The organism is Paenibacillus herberti (assembly GCF_002233675.1).
GTDB lineage: Bacteria > Bacillota > Bacilli > Paenibacillales > Paenibacillaceae > Paenibacillus_O > Paenibacillus_O herberti.
In genome coordinates this window covers 22411-46390 of the sequence record NZ_NMUQ01000002.1, presented here as the reverse complement: position 1 = coordinate 46390, position 23980 = coordinate 22411, and the positions used below count along the sequence as shown (strand labels likewise).

Here is a 23980-nt window from a genome sequence, read left to right as displayed (position 1 = left end):
TGTGGACCAATTGATTACGGATATAAAACCATATAAGCACAGCACACTGAATTGTTTGGAGTCGCAGATTATTTCTATCGCAACGTCTTGAGGGAAATCATTTGAGCTTATGTTTTTGGGGAAGTGGGGATTTGGTTTCAGAGGAAGAGAGTATGATACTTTAAGTGTTACCGGAGACCGAATCAGCCCCCATATGGATGATACATTTCCGCTATTGAAGAAATATCACGGCATACAAATTACGGAATACCAGCCGGATAGCGCTGATGAGATGATTTCGATCATAGACAATCATCTTCGAGGAAATAAACCTATCATCATGTTTGTTGATGCGTACTGGTGCCCATGGGATCCCGGTTATCAGAAATACCATAATATGCATTTTGTGATAGTTATAGGATATAATTCGCGAAGCCGTATGTTTACCTGTGTAGACGGATTTTTTGTTAAAGAACGGGAAGAACTGCCGGCAAGTGCCCTCTATCATTACAGCAGCGTGTGTTACTCCATTTGTGATCTTGGCAAGCCAGACGCAACATTGACTTTTGAAGAAGCGGCTACCTGTACTGTAAAAAAATTATCGGTTACTCATAATATGGTTGATGATATTGTGGCATTTTCCCAAGATATTGAGCTGCACTTTAATTATGAAGAGGAAGTGAAGAGATATCAGGACAAGTGGTGGGCTTCGCCATTATTCAAGAGGTTGATTAAGATCAGTCAAGGCAGAAAATTGTTTGCTGAAGCAATTGAATATTTTCAGGATCAACGAGCGGAAGGAATTAGGCATCAGTTAAACCTTTGCTCAAAACAATGGGATAACTTGAGAATTATGCTGATCAAAGCATCGTATTCATCTAATGCAAAGCCTGTGTTGAGAAGAGTTTCCGAAAAGTTGGAAGAGATTTCTCGATTGGAACAAGCCATTTTGGAGTCTCTGCATCCGATTGCTGCCAGTTTGATAGATGTGGATGGAATGAAACCCAATGTGCGTGTGGACAAAATGAAGCATGTCCCGCTAGAGGAATATATGAATCACAGGGCATTCGGAAGTTTTGACAAACCAGCTTATTTTTATAAGGATACGTTCTTTTTGGCGCATGATCTGCCCTCTAAAAGTATTTGGTGGAATGAAGAAGTCTCTTTTTCCTTCCCTGTATACGATGGGGAGACAAATGACCACGTAAGAGCTCAAGGTCAGCACATTCCGATTGTTGCTGATGAGCCAATCCGCAAGGTTTATTTGCTGGCGGCCTTTACTGAGGCATCTCCGGTCGCTATACAATTTTATGATTTCGAGGGGACAAGGAGCGTTCATACTGTGCAAGGCGCCCATTGGCTCGCCAGCCAGTCTAAGCATCAAACACCGGTTGTATTGGCTGGACAACTCACAAGGGTTGAAACGGGACAAGTCGAGCTTATCCCACAACTTGGAAGAATAACGGTACTGTCGGTTGAATTGCCGACACCAACGCATATCGCATCAATTATTTTGGATTACAATGAACATTTCCGGCTATTCGCTATCACCATAAATATAGACAAGAAGGAGATAGACAAATGAAGGTTTTAGGCCTTGGCGGATCCAATCATGATTTTGCTGCTTGTCTGGTTATAGACGGACAGGTAGAAGCGGCTATAGAAGAGGAAAGAATAACGAGAATAAAACATTCATTAGGATTGGGATTGAAGGCGGTTAGATGCCGCTCTGCGGAGTATGTGTTGAAGGCTCATAGCCTAACAATAGATGATATTGATTACATTGTAGGAAACGATATTTTGGATCCTAAGTTTTATGAAAAGTATAAAGACCAAATTCACCTTATGAACCACCATCTTGCACATGCATGTAGTTCATACTATGTGTCTGGATTCAAAGAATCGGCAATTCTTGTCATCGACGGATACGGCAGCCCAGTACGTGGAGAAGAAGCACAAAACGAGACAGTGTCTTTTATTGCGCCAAAGAAAAAAATATTGAGCTCATTCATAATGTGTCGGGTCATTTGGATCGGCTAGGAGAAAAGCCTATATTTGAAAACTCGTTGGGTGCCTTTTATTTAACATTGACGCGGGGACTAGGATTTAAGTTTTTGCAAGAAGGAAAAACAATGGGATTAGCCGCGTATGGTCAGGATACCTATGTGGATGAGTTTTCCCAGTTTTATGAGTGTTCTGCGGAAACTGGCAGTTATAAGCTGACGAGAGAGCATATTAGTCTTATGAATACGTTTATCGACCGAATTTTGTCTGCTGCCACCAACGACCACGATCTTTTTCAGCGGAAAGCAAATTTGGCCTATGCAGGACAGTATCATACCGAAGATGCAATTATTAAGTTATGCCGATATTTATACAAGAAAACCAAAGTTGATACGTTATGTTTAGCAGGCGGCGTAGCGCTGAATAGTGTGGCAAACTACAAAATACTGGAGCATACTCCGTTTAAAAAGATATTTGTTCAACCGGCAGCCGGTGATGCGGGAACAGCTATCGGCAGCGCATTGTATGGCAATTTTATTATTGGCGATCAGCCTTGGCAGCCAGCGAATTCGTTCTTCAGCCCTTATTTAGGTAAAACGTATTCAAATGATGACGTCGAGGATGCCTTAAACCGTTACAAGGATGTCATTACGGTAGAGGAGCCTGTCGATCTGTTTGGAATGGTATCCAAAAAAATAGCAGAAGGCAACATCATTGGTTTTTTCCACGGACAATCTGAAATCGGACCTCGCGCATTAGGTAACCGAAGCATTCTTGCCGATCCGAGAAACCCGGATATGAAGGATACTATAAATTTAAGAATCAAACACCGAGAGCCGTTTAGGCCTTTTGCACCGATCATTTTGGAGGAACACCAAACGCAATATTTTGCTATGGAGCATCCCTCGCACTATATGTTGTTTGTACCGCCGATTCATGACGCTAAGCATGAAGTGATTCCGTCCGTAACGCATTACGATGGCACTGGTCGTGTACAGACCATAAGCCAAAAGATAAATCCTGTTCTTCACGGATTGCTGGAAGCATTCTACAAAGAAACAGGTGTGCCAGTACTTTTAAATACATCTTTTAATGATAATGAAGAGCCGATTGTAGAGAGTCCAATGGATGCGGTGAAGTGTTTTCTGACAATAGACTTGGACTACCTGGTTTTAGAAAAATATATCATTAGAAAAAAATGAGGAGCAATCATGAAGCGAAAGAGAAAAGCTGCTAATTTTTGGTTCAAACTGGTTGTTAAAACTCCGCTTATTTCGATAATGCTGACTTTGACGATTGGGTTATTCGTTTATTACAGCTTGTTTGTCTATCAGATTGATCGGGAATTTGCGGCAGACGGGAGTTTTTCGCAATCTGAATCGGGGAGCTATACTCTTACACTGGAAACAAATGAAGCGATAGGAGAAGAGACGGTCACCCAAATTTATTGGTATAGCGGGGCCAGAAAGTATAGGGCAGCCTTTCAAGCTGTCATTGTAAAAGAGGGTGGGGCGACTATAATTGCTCTGCCTGATTCCAACGAAGTAATTACTGAGTTTGGTGTTTCGGATACGCTGGCCGATGAGTTGGTTAAAGGGAGTATTGTTGTGGGCAAGGAGAGAGTTATAGATAAAATTAAATAATATGATATAGGTGATATATGAACACAAGGCAGCGAATTACTTTAATTTTATCGCTAATGAGACCATTTAAATGGAGTTTTATCAATCTATTCATTTGTGTCATTGCAACATCGGTTATTGCAATGAGCTACCCATATATATTCGGATTGCTAATTGATGAAGTGTTTTACAAAAAGAACATGGAATTTTTTATTCTCATCGTCATTAGCTATGGTTTTATTTTTATCGGCGAGCAGTCACTTCATTTTGTATTGAACACCGTATGGTCATATTTGGTTACCAGATTTGTTTATGATGTTCGCCGTAAAGTGCTCAGGAAGTTTATGAATGCTAAGGCTAGCCGGCTTACAAAATTGGAGACTGGCGAAGCGATTGCCGTAATTAACCAAGATGCTGATGAGTTTATGAACTTTATTCATTGGAATGTATTCTATGTTATTGCCAATACACTGAAACTGATTACAGCTATAAGCCTTGTCGCGCTTCTTAATGTTACGGTAGCTATTTTGGTGGCGGTTATTGTGCCGGTTTCTTATTATGTGAATCGAATGATTAACGCTCGTGCATATAAAAAAATTGATGAGCATCGAAGCATATACGGTAAGATGACAAGCTGGTTATTTGAGATGCTTTCGGGAATTCGGGAAATTAAAATGTTCGGGCAGCATCGTTGGGCAAGCAGGGAGTTTGTTAGTAAACAGGTTGCGCTTCTTCGAGCAAAGGTAGGAAAAGATAAAATCGAGTTTGTTTCGGAGCGCATGAATTTGTTGCTGGTTCTCATTGTACAGCTTGCTATTTTTACCGTTTCAACCATTCTCGTTTATAGGGATTTGTTTACTGTAGGAGGTGTAATCGCTACATTAATGTATTTTACGATCATAAGTGATATGTTCCGCAATCTGGCTCAAGCTTCGATGAGATTGCAAAAAAATATAGTTTCCCTCAATCGCATTGCTGCCGTTCTTCAAGAAGACGAAGAGACGAAAGGCAGCACCGGTCTGTTACTCGCGCAAGGCGAAATTGTATTTCAAAACGTACATTTTTCTTACGGAGAAAAGAAGGTGTATCAGAACTTATCCCTGCAAATACATCAAGGAGAACATGTAGCTGTTGTAGGAAAAAGCGGAGCGGGAAAAAGCTCTCTCATTCAGTTGCTGCAAGGATTGTACCAAATTAATGAGGGAGAAATTTATATCAATGGGCGCCCGGTCAGTGATTACTCTGTTATGAATTTGCGTAAAAATGTGGGAGTTGTCAACCAGCGAAGTGTTATTTTTCAAGACACAATAAGAGGCAATATAACGTTGGGAGATAGGCGTTTTAGCGAGGAAGCGATTTGGACGGCTTGCGAAAAAGCTTTTATACGGAGCGAAATCGAACAATTGCCTGAGAAACTGGATACTGTCATCGGAAAGCAAGGAGCAAGCTTGTCCGGCGGACAACTTCAGCGATTGACGATTGCGAGAGTGCTGCTTCGAAACCCGCAAATTATCGTTTTTGACGAGGCTACTTCTGCGTTGGATGGTGCGGCGGAGCAAGCATTGCAGACGGTTATTCGTACTCTTAAAAATCGAGCAACAATGATTACAATTGCTCATAGCTATTCAACCATTAGCGAAGCTGATCGGATCATCGTTTTGAATCAAGGGAAAGTGGCAGATTGCGGAACAATACCAGAGCTTCTGGAGAGATGCCAGATCTTTAATGAGCTGTTTAGCGAGCAAAGGCGGTGGTACACAAAAGATGCGCTGGTATAACCAATCAGAACGAGGATCCTATATTCGGAATCACTAGCGTTGCATAAATGTTTTCGAAACTTTCGAAATATTGAGTTATCTCATCGTACATGCACAAAAAAATCCTTTACAATAGATATGGGAGGTAGTACCTGTCCATAATCCACTGAAAGGATTAGCGCATGGATAAGGATACCCTATTTTCTTCATTTGGTAAATGGATTGCACCCATTTTTACGAAAACGTTCACAGATCGAATCGCCGAAACTCGCCAGGATGCGTATGTTAAAAAGCTCACGACGACTGCATATCTCAAGCTGTTTTTGCACGCTCAACTGCATCAGCGGGAGGGCCTTAGGAGCATTGCAGATGATTTGCTGAGTCAAGCCTTCCAGCACGAACTCGGATTTGAGTCCATCTCGTCCAGCCAACTTTGCCGGAAAAACAATGGGGTCGATCCGGAGCTGCTTCGGCATGTTTTCGAGCAATTGGCCAAGAAGATCGTATCGAAATACACGGCTCTTGGAGACCGGCATGCGATCAAAATCATCGATTCTACGACGGTTTCGCTTTGTCTGCAGACGTATAAGTGGGCGCAATTTCGCAAAACGAAAGCGGGCATCAAGCTTCATCTGCGTCTAGCTTTTGTTGGCGAAGACGACGTTCTTCCTGAATTCGCGACGATTACACCCGCCAAGAAAAATGACCGGACCCAAATGGACTCGCTCATCGATGAGGAAGGCGTCACTTATGTGTTTGACCGCGGTTACGTGGACTACAAGGCGTTTGACTCGTACAGTGAGCGCGGGATTCATTTCGTGACACGGCTGAAAAACAACGCTGTTATTGAGCCGATCGAGTCATTTGAGATCCCAACTGGCAGTTTGGTGACAATGGACGAACGTGTACGGATCGGCTCCTCACAAAAGCGAGCCAAACATGAATTCCGCATGATTGAAACTTCCGATTCAGAGGGAAATCAGCTGATTCTCGTTACGAATCATTTTGATCGGACAAGCGATGAAATTTCGGCGATGTACCGGAGCCGTTGGGTGATAGAAACGTTCTTTAAATGGATGAAGCAGCATCTGCGAATCAAGCGGTTTTACGGAACAAGTGATCGTGCTGTGCACAACCAGATTTGGATCGGGCTGATTGCCTTTTGCCTGCTGGTGCTGGTGAAACAGGACACGAAGACGCCACATTCTCTGCTGCAGTTAAGCCGGTGGCTAAACGTATTGTTGTGGAAACCGAGTGAGCACTGGCTGAATCGAATCCATCGTCCACCGAGTCGGAAGTCAACGGGTCGTAAACGAAGCGAATCGTCGTAATCGCAAGAGCCAGAAAACAGGTTTGTCGGAACTCATTTCGTATATACATAAATTACCAAATGGACAGAGCTACCTCTAAGGAGAGTTCGACCTTTTGGTTTTGTTGACATCGATAGTGTGTTTGAATATTCAATTTATTTTATAGTGAAGGTTTATGCAACGCTAGTGATTCGGAATATTTCAAAGTATATTGCCAACCGCAGAAAGATATTTTTAAGGTTAGGTTTACTGCAATTTTTGCTTCTTGCGCTAACGTTGGCAACCCCGTATTTATACAAACTATTAATTGACGAAGTGATGATCGAAGGGCAGTTATTTCTGCTGAGTGTTGTTATTATTGGATATCTTGTTTCATATGGGCTGGAAACAATTCTTTTAACTATATCAACAAGCACAAGAAATCGAATGTCCAACCTGCTAACCCTTCGGATTCGAAAAATGCTTTGGCGCAACTATTCGCGATGGTACAACCAGAAGTTTAACGCCATGCAAACTGGCGAACTTAAAAATCAAATTGATAATGATGTAGAAATTGTATCGCTTTTTCCGGAAAAGCATATCATTCAATACTACTATCACATGCTTCTGTTAGTTTTTTTATCCGGATTAATGTTATGGATCAACTGGAAGCTTGCCCTTATCGGTTTTATTTCTATCCCGCTGTCCTTTTGGATGACTAGATGGCTTGGAAAAACAGTATACAGAACTTCCGAGGAGCATCGTAATTTGTATTCTTCTTATGAGGAATGGTTAAAGGAGACGCTCCAGGAATGGAAGGAAGTAAAGTCATTTCGATTGGAGAGAAGAAAAGAAATATCCTTTACCTTCTATTGGAAGCGACTAAGCCGTCTTTTTTTCAAAAAGCAGTTGTTTTGGACTGCAAATCGGACATTTATTTCCGTCAAAGACTTTTTTGTTACCAAGCTTAATATCTATTTTATCGGCGGCATCTTCATTATTAGCGGAGAACTTACAATAGGTGCGCTTGTCCTTTTTATGAGCTACTATGACCAGGCTTTTCGCAGTTTAGGACAAATTAACGAGTTGGATGTGCTTCTTCAAGAGCATAAGCCCAACATTTCACGTGTTCTTAAAGCGCTAGATATGGGCCAGGTCGAACCTAAACCGCTCACAGATATTCGACATTTTAACGGGACTATACGTTTCCACCATATTCAATTCTCCTATGGGACAAAACCTGTGTTAAAACAGATTAATTTTCATGTAAATCCAGGTGAGTGCTTAGCTATTATCGGGGCAAGCGGCAGCGGCAAATCTACCATAGCGAAACTGCTGTTGGGTGTGTTACAGCCGCAGGAAGGCATTGTTTTGTTAAATGATACTTTGAAGGTGCAAGAGATTAACGAAGACCAATTGAACCGAAAAATCGGTATTATTATGCAAGACAGTATGTTATTTAACTTATCTATACGTGATAATTTGCTGTTGGCTAATCCAAAGGCTACGGAAGATGATATTTGGAAAGCATGCGGTTTTGCTCAGATTGATCGTTGGATTGAGAGTCTTCCGGAAGGCCTTGATACCGTTATCGGTGAGAGAGGGAGCAGTTTGTCAGGGGGAGAACGCCAAAGGTTGGCGGTGGCGCGCATTGTTTTGCAACGTCCTCGAATTGTAGTGTTTGATGAAGCAACATCGCAGATGGATCACGAGTCTGAACTACGTCTGTTGCAAGGGATAAGAGATTATATGTCCGATATGACGTTTATCATTATTACGCATCGCCTGCAGTCTGTTTTGATATCGGATCGAACGATTTTGCTGCATCAGGGCGAAGTGGCGGCTGAAGGAAAACACCAGAATCTAATGGAGACGTCTCCCTTGTATCGCAATATGTTTTTCCAACAGAAAATGGTGTGAGGTGAATGAATCAGTGAAAAGCATGATTAAGAGGCTGGATGGCCTGTATGAAATCGATGTGGGAGGCAAGGCAAATGCGCTGAATAAACTTGCAGCTCATTGTATCCCAATACCACGAGGGTTTATTGTCCCCTTTGACATGCTCATGATGAGAATCGAAGCAAGCGGACAATATGAGGAGTTTTTTAGGGCTACACAAGGCGATCTTATTTTGTATCGATCCTCGACTTTGCGGGAGATCATTGAAAGCTTAGTACCCGATGATAGGACTAAACGTTGGTTAATTCAGGTTTGTGAAGAGCTGTCTCCAACGCTTATTGTGAGAAGTTCGGCAGATAATGAGGATACAAATTCTAGTAGTATGGCGGGCATATACGAAAGTTGTACAGTACAAAGCACTTGGTACGATTTGTGGCGAGGAATAAAGGACTGCTGGCTAAGCGCTTATTCCAATAAGGTTTTGACCTTGTTAGGAGACTATCCTAAAAAAATACATTTGCTGATCCAGGAGTTTATCCATTTTGACCATTCAGGGATAGCATTCTCTTCGTATCGTGACGGTGACAATAAAAGCGGCATAAGAGTCGAGATGGTTGAGGGAGATTGCAGCTTATTGGTAGACGGACTGGTAGAGCCCCATACGTATTTGCTCGACCGGGACAAAGAACCGGCGGCAGACGATAAAATGAGTGCCGAAATACTCTGCGAGTTGCGCAATTTGTTGCTTGAGTTAGAGCGTATTATGGGTTGCAGCGTAGATGTGGAATGGGGAGTCAGGGAAGGCCAGCTTTACATTACACAGTGCAGGCCGATTACCCGAAACAGAACTGTAGCATCTCCCAAACATGCCGCATGGTATGAAGAGGAAGAGGTATACGTATTGTTACATACTCATGAACATTTTTCGTGCAAAACGACTATTGAACATCATCTGAACAAAAAATATTGGGCGCGGCTTATTCTGAAACGAAATCAGATCAGGCCGTCAGCTATCGGTTTCTTCTGTTATGAAAAACAACAGTTAACGATGGCAGATGTTCAGGCTTTGCAACAACGAATTAGGACAGAACTATTGGAAATAAGAATAGACGAAGGCTACTACAGAATGCCGAGCGAAGCGGACAAACTGTATGAGCGTTTGCAAGCAATAGGCGAAGACCACAGCCTGACGGTTGTATGCATATCCGAGTTCCCGCAGCCTGAAAAGTCTGGATATTCCAAACAAATAGGAAACCGTATCATCATTGAAACGATTAACGGTGGATTTAATGGTATGTGGAAGGACGGACAAATTCCTTCCCGGTATGAGGTTACGTTGGATGGAGAGATCGCTTTGCAAGAAGTGTACTCTATTCCTTACAAATATGAGTTTGATATGAGATTATTGCGTTGGAACAAAAAATGGTACCAGACTCCGGTGCCTTGTGAAGTAACTGAAGATGAAATCTGGCAAATTGTACAAATGACAAAGGTTTTGGAAGATAGTTTGGGTAATGTCAGCGTCGAATGGACTGCTTTTAACGGACAGCTTACGTATTTTGATTTGTCCAAAGAACACAATGATTTGTTAACGAACAGTGGAAGCGTGGTGTCCAATGGCATTGGCCGAGGCCGGTGTCGAAGAATTGAGTCCGATAGACTGGACGAGTTGTTTGACTCAATTCATGAAATCAATATTATTCCTACAGAAGCCTATATTTATATTAAAAGCTTCCCGCAAAATCTTTATGCGGTATCTGAATTTCCACACCAAAATGCTGTTCTGGAGCAAGTAAAGGATGACGACGAATATCATAAATATTTGCGTACTTCTAATTATTTGCTTTCTCCCGCAGTGTGTTTTCATTGTTATGAAGAATTGAAAAATTCTACCTTGAATGAGCCTTTGTTGCTCACTTCCGTAGGAACCTGCTTTAGACATGAGGCTTACTGGAGACTGGGAGAACATCGCCTCAATGAATTTAAGATGCGGGAAATTGTATTTGTTGGCACTCCCGAATACGTAGAATATATTAGGAATCTGATTATGGAAGATATATGGGAAATGTTTAAGCGACTAGGGTTTTCAGGAAAAATCGAAACCGCTCATGATCCGTTTTATTTCCCTAAAGATGCGGTTAAGCAGCAATACCAATTGATGTCTAACATGAAATATGAGTTGGTTGTGAATATCAAGCAAAAAGAATCCTCCTTTTCAATTGCGTCATTTAACAATGTAAAAGATACTCTTTGCAAAGAATTTCGCATAGTCGATGAAAATAACCTTTTTCTACATTCGGGTTGCGTAGCTTTTGGCATAGATCGCTGGGTGTATGCGATTTTAGCGCTATATGGAACAGATCCGTACCAATGGCCAGAGTCATTACTGAAAGAACTGGAGATGCAAAGATGGGAGCGTAGCCGAACGTTCCCTTGTAGGTGAGCGAGACACCATCCTGGACGAGCATATAAAAAAAATCTCGAAGATAAGCCCAGCCCGGGCCAAGCAGCCCTGAAAATTCATGCCCTCCCAAGTTTACTTCGCTCCCGAACTGTATAAGTATAGGGAACAACAAGATAATCTTGGAGGTGCGACCCTTGTCTATGATGCGCAGGCTCAAGCTGCTAGTCTTATCGGCGGCTATCTCGCTAGGAGCAATGTTGACGGCCCAGCCGCAGCAGGCAGCGGCAGCCATAACTCCTTTTTTGACCTATCATGATCTGTTCAAAAAAGGGCCGAAAATTCCAAACCTGAACACGACGCACTATGTTCCACAAGGGCTGACCTACTATCCGGACAAAAACTGGATTCTGATCTCTTACTTTTATCACAATAAGAACCAGCCAACTCTCGCAAAAAATAGTCTCATCGCTGTTGTCGACGCGAAGACAGGTAAATTCGTCAAAAACGTTTATGTGGAGGATGAGAAGAAATCCGGCGGTATCTATCACAAGGGTCATGTGGGGGGCATGGGTGTTTCCAAGTCCTATCTGTGGATCGCTTCCTCCACCTCGTCGAGGGACTCCAATTACAATATGCTCCGCTACAAGCTCAGTGATCTGGCCAGTGCCAACAACAAAAGCCGCCTGAAGCTGAACAAAGGTTTCAAGCTCAAGGCTTCCTCTTACGCGACAGTTGCGGACGGTGACCTGTATGTAGGTCGTTTTGACGAAAAGAACCAGTCCTTCCTATACCGTTACAACCTCAACAGCTCCGAGAATCCTTCCACCAGTCCAATCAACACGTACAAAACGCCGGCGAAGGTGCAGGGAGTGGCGGTGACGGATAACCATCTATTATTCTCGCAGTCGTATGGGCGCAACAACCCGAGTTATCTAATGATCTACACCAAGCAGACATCGCCCGCGCACAAAAAAACGATCAAAATCCCCAATATGTCCGAGGGAATGGAGATCATCAAGGGGAATCTGTACATCAGCTTTGAGTCCGGTGCCAAGTATTATAGCGACTCCTCTTATATCAAGAATACTTTGTCTTATGCCAAAGTAAGTTCTTTATTCTAAACCAAGCTCGTTATTCTAAAAGTGTAAGCTCGTCATTCTGGAAGCTCCCTTTGCCGGGAGTTTTTTTGCATATACACTGCTTCAGACCTACATTAAGAAGTATGGGAATGAGGCAATTATCATTGACGATTTTGAACGTTTTTTAGATTATTTTGTCGAAATTAAACCTTATCTGATTTTGCTCAATATAAACCTACCTAGTTTTGACGAGTTCTATTGATGTCGTCAAATTAGTACGATTTCAACTTGTTCGATTATTTTCTTGTCCGCCAGAAATGGGAAACACGGTGCGGGGTATCGTTTGAAATCATGAGATCGAGATTTAGTCTGAATTAAACGAGGGGACAAAGCTCGGTTGCCCTATCTCTTATGGGGATGTTGATTGGTTAACATGCAAGTTCGGGTGTTTTATATAGTCCCCCGCTGTAGGAGCTTCTCCGTCCTGCGTCCGATGCCTGAAGCGTCAGGCTTGTGGTAATCTTTTTCCATCAAGTATGGAACGAGGCGTTAAGCGACAGCCAAACCGAAGGAGGAGACAAATATGGAGCACAGGACGGGTGGAACTCAGCACAAGGAACGGAAGGATAGGCAGCTTAGCGGTATCGGGGTTCTGAAAGGCGGCTTGGCTCGCAAGACGAAAATTGATGGGGTTGCATCGGTACGTGAGGACCTCGACAGCGAGAGCTTGGTTGTGAATGGGACGGCTGATTTCAAGGGCTCCATCAAGGCGGAAACTATCGATATCAATGGCATGGCAGGAGTGGCGGGACAGCTCGTAACGGAGCTCTGCTTAGTTAATGGCAAGCTGAGTGTAGAAGAGTCCATCTTGGCCCGGGAGATTAAAGTTAACGGCGGACTGAAAGTTCATGGTAGTTGCAAGTCGGAGCGCCTGATCTGCGAAGGCAAGCTGAAGCTTGATGTACTGAGCACGGGAGAGCTGCGCCTGAAGCTTGAAGGGAAGAGCATCATCCGAGAACTTACAGCGAGCCGGATCGAGGTTGTTGGCGAGAGCGACTGGAGCCGATCGATGTGGCATAAGCTGCTGCCGATTTCGACTGAGAATAGATTGTCTGCGCAGACCATTAAGGGCGATGATATTTACATGGAGCGCACGACGGCTGGCATTGTACGCGGCGCACGGGTTGTGATTGGAGATGGCTGCGAAGTCGGCCTCGTGGAATACAGCGGCGAACTAGATGTGCATAGGGGAGCGGTTGTGCGCGAGCAACGGCGGGTATGAGCTTGCATGGGAACAGGCGTGAATCCACACGGGCCGAAAGGGGCAAGCATACGCTGGAACAAATCTAGCCGCCGGAGGTGCGCCTTCATGCGCCCATATGCTTGCTGTGACCGCGACTGCGGTGAACTAATATGAAGATTCTGCTCATCTTTTCAACGCCAAGCGGCGGGATGGAGACTCTTAATCGAATCCGCGCTCGCGCACTAACGGCGAGCGGCTTGCAATGCCATCTGCTGTATACCAATGGAGGCGGAGGGCTGCAAAATATATCTGGCATCACCGTTCTTGTATCGCAGAGCTTCGCCGATATTACCAAGTTGATCCACCGTGAGAAGTATGATGTTATAATCGTCTGCTCCTATGTCCTCCTGCTCGAACACATCCGGATGAGTGGTTACCGCGGACGTATTATTTTCGAGGTACAGGGACTCGGCACACCGGAAATGGCGCGGATTTTCCTGCATGATTTTGGAAGTACGTTGCGTTCCTGTGCAGATGGATTTCTTTATCCCGTGACGAAGCATCTGGAACAGCTAATGCAGAGCACTTTTCCAGAGATGCCGCATTTCTGCTTTGACGATCCCTTGGACACAGAAAGCTTCGGTTATTCGCGCTTCCCAATCGTTCCTCAGCAGATTCTCGGTTGGATTGGACGAATCGAGAAGAACAAGAACTGGCGCGAATTTCTGGCTATTGCCGAGTGGTTGGGACCTGCATTTCCGAAAATGGAACTGTGGATGTTCGTGGATGCTGATCTATGCGAGCCGCAGGAGCAGCTTGATTTTGAGCATTGGATGCAAACATCCCCTCTCGCCGGGCGCTTGACGGTCCGCTCCAACGTCCCCCATTCGCAGATGGCTGACTATCTCAGCATTATCGGAGATTCGGGCGGCCTGTTGTTGTCCACTTCGATCCGCGAGGGTTTTGGATACGCGGTGGCGGAGGCGATGTTATGCCGCTGTCCGGTGTTATCAACAAATTCAGGTGGCGTGAAGCGTTTCATCATTCCCGACAAGACGGGCAAGTTTTATCCGCGCGGCAACATCGAAGAGGCTGCGAAGGGCGCTTACCAGCTCATGCAGGATGTGGTATACCGCGAGCAAATCCGCATTCGCGGAGAGCAGCACATCCGGGACCATTTCTCGACTGCGGTGTATGTGGGGCACTTCCATTCGATGCTCCAGGGGATTATGCAGATTGTTCCTAAGTCGGTTTGAGCCAGTTGCAAAATAAAATTGCACAGCGAAACAAAACGGTCCTAAAGGCAGGTAATCTGCTCTTAGGACCTTTTGTTTGAAGAGGAACGAGGACTTATCGCTTACAGCTCATCGAGGCGGATCTCACGGATTCGCTCGACGATCCAATCGGCCTCCGATAAGTCTTGATTCCCTGAATTAGGATTACGGAAGCCGATGGCCCGCATCCCGGCTGCCTTGGCGGCACGCAATCCATTGCGCGAATCCTCCAGCACGACACAGGTATCAGGAGCAGCGCCAAGTTGACGAGCCGCCTCCAGGTATACGTCTGGAGCCGGTTTGCCCTGAGGTACTTCCTCACCGCTGACGATACAGCCGAACTCTTCCAGCAGGCCGAACTTGTTCAGCACCCCCTCAATAAACACGCGAGGAGAGGAGGAAGCAACGGCCATTGGAATGCCTTGCTCCTTAAGAGTATCAATGAGTTCACGAATGCCGTCTATGGGCTCATATGCGCTCGCTCCAAGCACCGCGAGCTTGCGATTCATTTGCAGCTCGATAATCTCTGCAACAGAGGGCTTGAAGCCGAACTGCTCCCGCAGCGCCTTCCACATCTCAGGATTGGTTATGCCGACATATGGCTCCAATCCATGCTGGTCAATGACTGCGCCTAGTCCGGCGACTGTCTCGATGTCTACATCGAAGTGCAGCGGCTCGCTGTCGATGATGACTCCGTCCATATCAAACAGAAAAGCTTTCACTTTTGTTTCCCCCTAAACATGAAATAGAAACCTGTAGCTGTCTCTATTATACTCCTAAGGTTCTTTCAACGGGGGGAACCTGACGTAATGACCGGTCTAGCATCGCTAGTTTTAAGAGACGCATATTCCTTATGCCCGGCTGATGACCGGAATCCACAGCTCATTGCGATTCTCCTCCGGGTGCAAATAAGCTTCGATTGCAGGCAAGTCAGCGAGCTCATAACCAGCGGCAGGCAGCCATTCCCGGTAGAACCGGGACCAGATCTCTTGTAGCTTTTCCGGATGACCTTCTGCCTCAAAGACTGCCCAGAGCGACTCGGGGAAATCGATGTCTGTCCAGCCACCCGGAGCGGGCTGTCTCGATACCGTCCCCAGGATATAATCAAAAGCCTCCCCCTGTCCCCAGCTTCCACCGGCACAGATGCCGAGGATGCCCGGTGGTCCCCCTGGTTCGCCCAGTTCAATGAACCGAGCGAAAGCTCCTTGCTCTGCAGCTTTGCCCCATAATATCGGGACCTCTTCGAATGCAGTATTCGTCTGCACTCTTGCGCTCATGCCGATTGTGCGAAATGGAGGCAGCTTCTCCAAGCGGTAGTTCATATTCAGTCCTCCCAGAGGCTCGAATTGAAAGGTCAAGCGAGGGCATGCAATGAGCCTTGCGCCAGGTTTCCGGGCTTCAGCAGGTGCCAAGCCATGTAGCTGGCCGAAAGCTCGGGTAAAAGCCTCCGGAGATTCATAGCCGTATTTCAAAGCAATGTCGATTACCTTGCTCCCACCGACTTGCAAATCTGCTGCCGCCAATGTAAGCTTGCGCCTGCGAATATAGTCGGACAGCGGAAATCCAGCCAAATAAGAAAACATCCGTTGAAAGTGGTAAGCGGGACAGTCTGCTCTTGCCGCCGCTTCGGCGTATGAAATTTCGCCGGTCAAGTTGCTTTCTAAATAATCCAGCGCAGCATTCATTTTTTTAGCCCATTCCATGCCCCACAACCTCTCTTCGATCAGAATAACGCAAACCTCTTTCATTGAGCCTAGCCGCTGTTGCGCATCTTCTGCAAGCATTGCTGGCGCATCTCGGGAAGGATTGACTTTGTCCCGCATTAACACTAAGATGGCTACAATCAAAAAGGGGGCTAACCGATGAAGCAGATCAGCAGCCGTTTTTCTGTTGCTGTTCATATGTTGACGCTGATTGCGGTCTCTCCGCAAGCCTGTACAGGGGATTTTCTCGCTGGGAGCGTCAACACCAATCCGGTCATCATCCGCAAGTTGCTTGGGATGTTGAAAAAGGCCGGTCTAATAGAAGTGAGAGCAGGAGTCGGCGGATCTACGCTGCTCCGCAGTGCTGCGGAAGTGACGTTGCTGGACGTCTATCGCGCCGTGGAGTCGGCCGCTACGGAAGGGCTGTTCAGCTTTCATGAGCATCCGAATCCAGCCTGTCCGGTAGGCAGGGGGATCGAGTCCGACCTGCAAGTGGAGATGCGCGCCGCTCAAGCAGCTCTGGAGGACCGGCTTGCGGCGGTTACGATCGCGGACATGTCCGGCAAAATCACTGCCGCCGACAAGGAGTGCTGGCACGGAGCCAATGGCTGAGAGAACGCTTGAAAAGATCTGTTAATGACAGGTGTGGGGCTGATTATCGGTCCAACCGCCAACGTCATTGAGCAGTGTAGGGTAGAGGACAAGGATAAGGTGGATTAAGAACGGGCATCCCGGCCACGGTTAGTTTGCGGGATGCCCGTTTTTGGCGTGGTCACCTCTCCGGCAAACCTAATGCCGCAATATAACCTGCGATTGCCGCCATCGCGGCGCGTGAAGATGTATGAAAGCACCTTGGCCAGAGCGGCCTAACTGACCTGCTTGGTGCATTCAACATCCATTGACAAACCAATCAAATTTAAATAATATCTAATTAGATAAATGGCTAAGGAGTTGAAGGAGCATGCAACTGGAAAAGGTTGTTGCCTATCACAAAGCGCTGGCGGATGCGACGAGAGTCCGCATGCTGATCCTGTTGGCGGACGGTGAGCTGAACGGGATGACGCTGGCCGAGCGATTGTCGCTCACGCCAGCAACGATTACCCATCATGCGACCAAGCTGCGCGAGGCCGGTTTGATCCAGGAACGCCGGGATAAAAATACGATCTATTTTTCCCTGAACAACTATTTACTGCACGCAGGAGCTGGCGCGGCGGAGGAACTTATTTCCAGGCGGCATAGTCATTCAGACAAGGGGGGACAGGAGATGGACGAGGAAGGGCAGAAGCTCCAAGCACTGGAGCAGGAAGCGGCCAAGGAGAAGTTCAGGGCAAGCGTTCTGCGCAGTTTCATCGACAAAGAGGGCAGGCTGAAGAGCATTCCGGCGCAGTTCAAGAAGAAGCTCGTTGTGCTGGAGCATTTGGCGCAGAAGCTGGAGCCAGGCCGGGCCTATCCCGAGAAAGAGATCAACGAATTCATTGTGCAGTTCCATCCGGATTTCGCGACGCTGCGGCGGGAGTTCATCATGCAGCAGTTCATGTTCCGTCAAAAAGAAGTCTACGAGCTCAATCCGGTCGAGATGTGGCCACGCTGGACACAGCTGTCCTGACCGAATGGCTAAAACCGTTTTCTACCCTGCTGCTCCGCGAGCAGTCTGATAAGCTAGTAGCATGGGGAGGGAGCTACTTGCTGTGAGTATTTATGACCAAGAATGGCCGCTGACACGGGCCGACATCGTAAAGGGGCTGCAGGACGTTGGGGTTCGTGAGGGGATGACGTTGCTGGTTCATTCCTCGATGAAATCGTTCAACCGCTGGATCCCTGGAAAAAGCCAAGCTGTTATCGAGGCGCTGGAGGAAGCGATCGGACCTCAAGGAACGCTGGTCATGCCAGCGCAAACGGGCGAACTGTCAGAGCCGTCCCATTGGTGCCGCCCGCCGGTGCCTGAAGCATGGTGGCCGATCATTCGTGCCGAGATGCCCCCTTACCGGACTGATTTAACCGCGACGCGGGGCATGGGAGTGATTGCCGAAAGCTTCCGCTGCCAGGACGGCACGTTACGCAGCAATCACCCGCAAACGAGCTTCACAGCCCGCGGCCCGCTTGCCGAAACGATTTTGCGGGAGCATGCGCTGGATTTCGGACTGGGCGATCAGTCGCCGCTTGCCCGGATCTACGAGCATGGCGGTTATGTGCTGCTGCTCGGTGTCGATCATAGGAGTAATACATCACTTCATCTGGCCGAGAATCGCGCCTCTTGGCCGGGTAAACACCTGGTTCGGCAAGGTGCGCCTATGCTTGTCGATGGAGTCCGCCAGTGGGTGGAATTCGAGGAATTTGAATATGACGATAGCGATTTTAACGAGATTGGTGAGGCATTTGAGCAGATGTATCCTGACGTCCGGAGCGGGCGCATCGGGGATTGTCTGGCGAAACTGCTACCGCAGCGCGAACTGGTCGATTTTTCCATCGAGAGAATGACGGCAAGAAGCAGCGAAACGGAACCGCAGTAAAGCTTATAGATGGACCGATGCGAGGGCGAGACTCCATCGGTCGAGTCGACAGCTTCGGCTTTTTTGCGGATATTTCCTCCTATAATAAGCCAACCTACCCCGGACAGGGGATGAGGACATGAGGGGAAGCTCCGGCAATTTGCCGTGGTGGCAACTATCGCTTTTTGGGGCAGGCTGTACGATAGGCACCGCTTTTTTTCTCGGTTCCGGCATCGCTGTGCGAAAAAGCGGCTGGCTTGTGCTGCCGTTGTTCCTGCTGGTCGCCGTTTCGACCTATATCGTCTACGGTGCACTGGCGCGAATGACTGCCAGCAACCCGGACAAAGGGTCCTTCCGCACCTACGCTCAGCAGGCTTTCGGCCGCTGGGCAGGTTTCGGCACAGGCTGGATCTATTGGTTTTCCGAGTTGCTCATTCTGGGCGGCACACTGACTGCGCTGGGGCTGTTCTCACAAGTGTGGCTGCCCGGTGTTCCGCTGTGGGTATTCGCGGCTGGGTATGCCGTCCTGGCACTGCTCGTCGTCGTGCTCGGTTCAAGCGGCATCAACAAAGCGGAAAATCTCTTCGCAATCGTCAAAATCGCGGCGGTTATAATGTTCATCGCCATAGTGGCGTTTTTATTGCTACGCGGCACGGCAATCCCTGACGAGGCGCCGTCCGGCATGGCTGAAGCGGCTGCACCCGGTTGGCTCGGCGCCTGGAAAGGGCTTCTCTATGCCTTCTATGCCTTCAGTGGCATCGAAGTGATGGGCTTCATGGCGGCGGGACTGAGAAAGCCCGAGGAAGCCCCTAAGGCTGGTGCGATTATGCTGATTTTAATCACCGTGCTGTACATCGGCTCCATTGGACTTGCCATGCTGCTTGTCCCGGCAGCAGAAATCAAGCCGGAGATCAGTCCGTTCATTCTTGTTCTAGAGCAGCTTGGTTTGAATGTTCTTGTGCATGCGCTGAATGGGGTGCTTATTATAGCGGGCTTCAGCATCCTGGTCGCCTCTCTCTACGGTGTCTCTACGATGCTGGTGACGCTCGCCGAGGAAGGCGATGCACCGGTATGGACAGGCAAGACGATTGGCCAGAAAAAGCTGCCGCTCCCCGCTCTGCTTGTGAACGCCGGAGGGATGGCTATCTCAGTCATTCTGGCGCTGCTTATGCCTCGCAGCCTGTTCGAGCATCTGGCTACCGCCGGTGGAATCGTGCTGCTCTATGTATGGATGGTGATTACGCTCTCCTACCTAAAGCTTGAGCGGCCTGGAGTATGGGGGCAAATAAAAGCCTGGGGAGCTATTCTGCTCATGGGAGCTGCGGTCGCTGGAGCACTTGCAGAGCCGTCGGGACGACCTGGCTTCTGGGTCAGCTTGGCCATTGCGGCTGTCGTCGCCGCTGTCACGGCATTCATGAGCCGGCGCTGGAAGGCGGCAAAGCCGCAGCTTGCCGGAGCCGTGACCAAAAGCTCCAGCCGAGGACAAGGTAGACAAGGAGGAGGGGCCGTCTGATACATACGGCTTCTCCTCCTTTTCATGTTATTTCTCACGGCTTCCCTGCTCCGTCCGTCTGTCGTTCTTTTTTAGTAACTACTTAGGTACCTATATAGGTAAATGAAAATGTCCGAATAATCCTGCGCTGTGCAGGATCATCGGGGCGTGCTTCTCCTCTCGATTTGAATGGAATAGGGTTTGAACTCGGCTTTCGTGGGCAACGCAACTTTTTTTGTACGATTTATCGTATAAAATTCGGTTTATAGCCGCCTCTTTTCAACACTTTGTGTGATAAAACATACAAAGCCCATCTTTCGTCGCCTATGTCCAGCCATTTTGAATGATTTATCATACAATATCCAAAATATGAGCACGACCCGAATGCATGTTGAGTGAAAAATCATACAAATTGTGCATGACCATATCAATACGAGATTGATTTGGTAGTACGACTCAGGCCTATCTAAGCCGTAGTTGCCCTGACAAGGCTGAGACAAGCGAAGGGAGCAGCTCCAGCTACTGCTTCATGATCGTCGAAACCAGACTGCGCTTCGAGTGAATTGCCGGGCTCTTTCCGTCGTTCGAAAACTCCCGGGAACCTTCTGTTTGACCTTCACCAAACGCGAGTCTCGCTTCGTTTTGTTGTTGTCAAACGGGATCTGGTCATCCTCCTAAGTAGTAACTTTTTTAACAGTGATTACACTCTCCACGCTGCTGACGCGAATGATCGGCTCCTCCTTATGCTCCCTCGGCAAGCCAGTCGACTCATGGGGCGGAAGCACTAGTTTACCGCTAAGGAAAGGGCATCGCTCCAGTGAGCTGTTGTCGTCCCGAAGAAAATACTGTTGCCATTCCTGATTGTCCTGCTGGCCATACCATTTCAGGGACGGATGGGCCGGGACATCGTCGTAATCGGCTAGGCGCTGTCGGATAATTTTCTTCATATTTCTCCCGAAAGGAGTGGAATCATTGATCTCCTTGAACACCCAGCGAGGCTGAAAGGCCGCCAGGAAGCAGGGAAAGGAGCGGCTGCGGCGAAGCCGGTGAGCGGGTGTAGCGCAGAAGGCGAAGTACGGCTCGCCCCCGTAGCAGAACTCCCACTCATGATGGCTCGGATCGCGGGGAATATCTGCTGGCCATGGCTGTTTATCATGCAAGGAAACGCGGCTGAGCAACTGCCAGAACCAGGCTTCATACTGCTCGGGTGTAGCGTGTCTTTCCGGGGTATGGAAAAATACAGCCAGCGAAGCATATTTTCCGGTGCTGCGCGCGATTGGCCCGTACTGCTCAAGAAGAGACGCCAGGTCGCGGGCAGCTTGCGGACTGCGGGGATCGGCAGCGAATCCATAACGCAAGCTGCCGGTCAAATACCCCTGGCGTCCAGGCACGCAGGGGTAGGTATTGGCATCATCCGCGATGATGGAGCCAAAATCGCGCCAGGCAGTCTGCTGCCACGGCTCAAGCTTGCTGCCAAGCTCGTCGATTGCTCGTTTGTCATAAAGCATTGCCATTCGTCCATGCTCCTTCTTCATCCGTCGAGCCATCGTATGACGGGGAAGGGGCATGGGTGTACGTCCCGGATTAAGAAGCTTTGTCTTTAAGCGGCGAGCTGCTGGACAGCCTTCCAGCCGAAATAAAGGCCAAAAACGACCAGCGACAGCCCGGCAGCGCCGGATATGCCTTGCAAAAGGCGGCTGCTGGCGAAGCGTCGAAGCGTGCTCGCCAGCGTGGCCATGATGACATCCCAGAGCAGGATGCCGGCAAAAATTCCAGTGCTGTGCAGGAGCAGCAGCGAGAGGCCGCCCTGGCCGGAGCTTCCGGCGATGATTGAGCCGTAGATGCCGAGCCAGAAGAGGATGTTGAGCGGATTAAGCAGCGCCATCAGGAAGCCTGTGCGCAGAGAGCCGAGCTTAGAGGCTGATCCGGCAGCGCCTTTTTCCAGTGGGAGAGTGGAGGAGCGCATTGTGTCAATGCCCGTATAAACAAGTACAAAAAAGCCGAATGACCATAACAGAGTTCTCATGAACTCCGTATCCAGGAAATGAGCGACGCCGAAGTAGATCATAAGCATGTACAAGGCGTCTGCCGCCATTGCGCCTAACCCGACAAGCCAGGCATGCATGAAGCCCAAACGGGCTCCCTTGTCGAGTTGAGCCGCATTGATCGGACCGATCGGGGCGCTGAGTGCCAAACCGAGCACGACATAGCTCAAAAAAGAGTTCATCTTCATCCCTCCGCATGCTTGTTCACGCCACATTCTATTCAGGGGTCGTCCTTTCTAATACACCTCGACGCGAATTGGAGTACAGACGTACCCGTTACATTCGCTCTCGGAGCAGGGGCAGGCGGAAATCGCGCAGATTAAATCCATTTCGGCACGCAATTCAATGGAATCGCCGGCACGGGATACCGGCCGTTTGACCGTGATGCTTCCGTCGGGGCCGATTACGGTATTCATGAACAGATTGAACGGATAATGCTGATCGGGCTCAGAAAGGCCGAATTCGGCAAGAGCCAGGCTAAGATTGTCATGGCAGCTGGGGTGTTCCTTTTTATCGTACAGCAGCTCGTACATTTCTCTCCGGCACGCGGCATTGATAAAGTCGTGCACTCCACAATCATCCTTAAGCACGGTGAGAATCGGCTGATACTTGTTGGAGTAGAGAATATCTCCGGGGACAACTTTCATTTTATGTAAGGCATCCATCGTCACATTGGGATCGATCCTTTCGGTAGGGTCATCCGCCCGGTATACGACAAAATCAGCCACCTGCTCCCCATTCACATCCGTGACGCGTATCGTCTGCCCTTTTGCCGCACGGAAGCCAAAGCCCTCCATCGCTGGCACGATTCGTTCCAGTCTATCCATCTTTGTCAGCCCCCTGTTTGTTCCGTTGTTTTATCAGTATGTCTGGTCACAGGGATCGCCATGCGGTACGGGCTGCTTCGGCTGCTCTGAAACTTGGAAGCTTGCTTCAATTGGTTGTGCGGAGCCGGGCCGGCATGCTATCCTGCTTGATGACTGGGTAAGACTGAAACATCAGGATATGATTCGCAAAGGGGACTTCCGACGTGAGCAAAGGCGAGTTTATGGGGCCGGACCGCCAGGCCTGGCTGGACAGCTTCCAGTTTTCCATTCCGCTGAAAATCCGCTATTGCGAGACGGATATGCTGGGACATGTAAATAATGTAAGTTATTTTATGTATTTTGAGCAGGGAAGAATAGAGTACTTCGAGAATTTGAATCTTACAGAGGATTTATTCAGCGACAAGACAGTGTCCGTCGTAGCGGATCTGGAGTGCCAGTATTTGGCTCAGATCTATTTGAAGGATAAGTTGCGTCTCCATGTCAAAATAGCCCGGCTAGGCCGCTCTTCCATTGATATCCACTATGCGTTGACGGTGGAAGATCAGCTGAAGGCGGCAGGCCGGGGAGCAGTTGTGCTCATCGATACGGCCAGCGGCCGGTCCACCGAAATCCCTGAGCAGGCTCGCGAGGCGATCCGGCAGTACGAGGGTCGGCAGTTGGAGCAGTAGCCAGCCTTTAGTCCAGGAGAAGGAATAGGCTGTAGTCGGTAGCCGCTCGGCGCTTGACGGAGTAAGCTTTTCTTCAGAGATATTATTACATCATGTGGCGGATTGAAGCGCATAGGCAGACTATTTTCCCGCTCAGCGCCGTATGTATAATGTATTGAGGAGCTTGTCTGGCCTGCTGGATTGTACGTGTATAGCAGGAAGATGAA

General features: G+C 48.0%; 21 protein-coding genes and 1 pseudogene. 17 read left to right on the top strand and 5 right to left on the bottom strand.

The window, feature by feature from the left end:
• The first annotated feature begins 109 nt into the window (after positions 1-109).
• The 12 genes and pseudogenes from CGZ75_RS12840 (at position 110) to CGZ75_RS12795 (ending at position 14532) form a co-directional block, all read left to right on the top strand.
• Complete coding sequence (locus CGZ75_RS12840) at positions 110-1564, top strand: BtrH N-terminal domain-containing protein (protein WP_089524723.1); 1455 nt, start codon at positions 110-112, stop codon at positions 1562-1564.
• Positions 1561-2019 (top strand): carbamoyltransferase N-terminal domain-containing protein, encoded by a 459-nt coding sequence (locus tag CGZ75_RS25815; protein WP_245850845.1) that lies wholly within the window; start codon positions 1561-1563, stop codon positions 2017-2019. Before CGZ75_RS12840 ends, CGZ75_RS25815 begins: the two co-directional genes overlap by 4 nt.
• Positions 1995-3185, top strand: coding sequence for a carbamoyltransferase family protein (locus tag CGZ75_RS12835; protein WP_245850844.1), 1191 nt, complete (start codon positions 1995-1997; stop codon positions 3183-3185). The genes CGZ75_RS25815 and CGZ75_RS12835 overlap by 25 nt, the downstream gene beginning before the upstream one ends.
• A gap of 9 nt (positions 3186-3194) precedes the next feature.
• The gene (locus CGZ75_RS12830) at positions 3195-3626 is read left to right on the top strand and encodes a hypothetical protein (protein ID WP_089524722.1); all 432 of its coding nucleotides are present in this window, start codon (positions 3195-3197) and stop codon (positions 3624-3626) included.
• Between the two features lie 17 nt (positions 3627-3643).
• Positions 3644-5383 carry an ABC transporter ATP-binding protein gene (locus CGZ75_RS12825; protein WP_089524721.1) on the top strand — a complete coding sequence of 580 codons (1740 nt, stop codon included), beginning with the start codon at positions 3644-3646 and terminating at the stop codon, positions 5381-5383.
• 161 nt (positions 5384-5544) lie between these two features.
• Positions 5545-6693, top strand: coding sequence for an IS4 family transposase (locus CGZ75_RS12820; protein WP_089522625.1), 1149 nt, complete (start codon positions 5545-5547; stop codon positions 6691-6693).
• 165 nt (positions 6694-6858) lie between these two features.
• On the top strand, positions 6859-8571 hold the full coding sequence (locus tag CGZ75_RS12815; protein WP_176444822.1) for an ABC transporter ATP-binding protein: 1713 nt from the start codon (positions 6859-6861) through the stop codon (positions 8569-8571).
• Positions 8572-8593: 22 nt separating this feature from the next.
• Complete coding sequence (locus CGZ75_RS12810; protein WP_245850925.1) at positions 8594-10993, top strand: PEP/pyruvate-binding domain-containing protein; 2400 nt, start codon at positions 8594-8596, stop codon at positions 10991-10993.
• 155 nt (positions 10994-11148) lie between these two features.
• Positions 11149-12075, top strand: coding sequence for a hypothetical protein (locus CGZ75_RS12805; protein WP_141136752.1), 927 nt, complete (start codon positions 11149-11151; stop codon positions 12073-12075).
• Positions 12076-12109: 34 nt separating this feature from the next.
• Positions 12110-12358 (top strand): annotated as a pseudogene (locus CGZ75_RS26345) (response regulator); the annotation flags it as partial.
• 258 nt (positions 12359-12616) lie between these two features.
• The gene (locus CGZ75_RS12800) at positions 12617-13315 is read left to right on the top strand and encodes a polymer-forming cytoskeletal protein (protein WP_089524717.1); all 699 of its coding nucleotides are present in this window, start codon (positions 12617-12619) and stop codon (positions 13313-13315) included.
• A gap of 131 nt (positions 13316-13446) precedes the next feature.
• Positions 13447-14532, top strand: coding sequence for a glycosyltransferase family 4 protein (locus CGZ75_RS12795; RefSeq protein ID WP_089524716.1), 1086 nt, complete (start codon positions 13447-13449; stop codon positions 14530-14532).
• 101 nt (positions 14533-14633) lie between these two features.
• On the opposite strand, the gene CGZ75_RS12790 is transcribed toward CGZ75_RS12795, so the two are convergent.
• Entirely contained in the window at positions 14634-15272 is a 639-nt protein-coding gene (locus CGZ75_RS12790; protein WP_089524715.1) for an HAD family hydrolase, read from the bottom strand.
• Between the two features lie 129 nt (positions 15273-15401).
• The gene (locus CGZ75_RS12785) at positions 15402-16298 is read right to left on the bottom strand and encodes an AraC family transcriptional regulator (RefSeq protein WP_245850843.1); all 897 of its coding nucleotides are present in this window, start codon (positions 16296-16298) and stop codon (positions 15402-15404) included.
• A 114-nt stretch (positions 16299-16412) separates the two neighbouring features.
• On the opposite strand from CGZ75_RS12785, the gene CGZ75_RS12780 reads away from it, so the two are divergent.
• The 4 genes from CGZ75_RS12780 (at position 16413) to CGZ75_RS12765 (ending at position 20255) form a co-directional block, all read left to right on the top strand.
• Complete coding sequence (locus CGZ75_RS12780; protein ID WP_089524714.1) at positions 16413-16865, top strand: Rrf2 family transcriptional regulator; 453 nt, start codon at positions 16413-16415, stop codon at positions 16863-16865.
• Positions 16866-17214: 349 nt separating this feature from the next.
• Complete coding sequence (locus CGZ75_RS12775; RefSeq protein ID WP_089524713.1) at positions 17215-17859, top strand: DUF2087 domain-containing protein; 645 nt, start codon at positions 17215-17217, stop codon at positions 17857-17859.
• A gap of 82 nt (positions 17860-17941) precedes the next feature.
• A complete protein-coding gene (locus CGZ75_RS12770) occupies positions 17942-18763 on the top strand; it encodes an AAC(3) family N-acetyltransferase (protein ID WP_245850842.1) in 822 nt (273 codons plus the stop codon).
• A gap of 118 nt (positions 18764-18881) precedes the next feature.
• Positions 18882-20255, top strand: coding sequence for an amino acid permease (locus CGZ75_RS12765; protein ID WP_089524711.1), 1374 nt, complete (start codon positions 18882-18884; stop codon positions 20253-20255).
• Between the two features lie 653 nt (positions 20256-20908).
• On the opposite strand, the gene CGZ75_RS12760 is transcribed toward CGZ75_RS12765, so the two are convergent.
• The 3 genes from CGZ75_RS12760 to CGZ75_RS12750 all read right to left on the bottom strand — a co-directional run bounded on the left by CGZ75_RS12760 (position 20909) and on the right by CGZ75_RS12750 (position 23106).
• Positions 20909-21748 carry a YqcI/YcgG family protein gene (locus CGZ75_RS12760; RefSeq protein ID WP_089524710.1) on the bottom strand — a complete coding sequence of 280 codons (840 nt, stop codon included), beginning with the start codon at positions 21746-21748 and terminating at the stop codon, positions 20909-20911.
• A gap of 86 nt (positions 21749-21834) precedes the next feature.
• Positions 21835-22461, bottom strand: a complete 627-nt coding sequence (locus CGZ75_RS12755) for a LysE family transporter (protein ID WP_089524709.1) — start codon at positions 22459-22461, stop codon at positions 21835-21837.
• Positions 22462-22515: 54 nt separating this feature from the next.
• Positions 22516-23106 carry a DUF1989 domain-containing protein gene (locus CGZ75_RS12750; protein WP_089524708.1) on the bottom strand — a complete coding sequence of 197 codons (591 nt, stop codon included), beginning with the start codon at positions 23104-23106 and terminating at the stop codon, positions 22516-22518.
• A gap of 203 nt (positions 23107-23309) precedes the next feature.
• Here CGZ75_RS12750 and CGZ75_RS12745 point away from each other — a divergent pair, with 203 nt between their 5' ends.
• Positions 23310-23774: an acyl-CoA thioesterase gene (locus CGZ75_RS12745; protein WP_089524707.1), complete on the top strand. Its 465-nt coding sequence runs from the start codon at positions 23310-23312 to the stop codon at positions 23772-23774.
• The last annotated feature ends 206 nt before the right edge of the window (positions 23775-23980 follow it).